The sequence below is a fragment of the Seonamhaeicola marinus genome (genome assembly GCF_008085455.1).
Map to the genome: position 1 here is coordinate 1 of NZ_VSDQ01000506.1, position 552 is coordinate 552.

Consider the following 552-nt stretch of genomic DNA (forward strand, 5'->3'; position numbering starts at 1 on the left):
AAATATAAAATTGAAGGTAGCGACGATACGTTAACCATTGCTACAACACGCCCTGAAACTATTTTAGGCGATTCGGCAATTTGTATCAATCCAGCAGACGAGCGTCATTTCAATTTAAAAGGAAAAAAAGCCATTGTGCCTATTTGTAATCGCGTGATTCCTATTATTGAAGATGATTATGTTGATGTTGAATTTGGTACTGGTTGTTTAAAAGTAACGCCAGCACATGATGAAAACGATAAGGTTTTAGGCGATAAGCATAACCTTGAGGTAATTGATATTTTTAACGAAGATGCTTCTTTAAACAGTTACGGTTTACATTACGAAGGAAAAGATCGTTTTGAAGTTAGAAAAGAAATTGTAAAAGAGCTTGAAAGTTTAGGTTTAATTGAAAAAATAGAAGACCATAATAACCGTGTTGGAATTTCAGAACGTACCAAAGCCATTATAGAACCACGATTAAGCGACCAATGGTTCTTAAAAATGGAAGAATTGGTAAAACCGGCAATAGAAGCTGTTTTAGGTGAAAACGCCGATATAAAACTATTCCCA

General features: G+C 34.6%; 1 pseudogene. It reads left to right on the plus strand.

Annotated elements, in window-relative coordinates:
- Positions 1-552 (plus strand): annotated as a pseudogene (locus tag FUA24_RS07975) (class I tRNA ligase family protein); the annotation flags it as partial.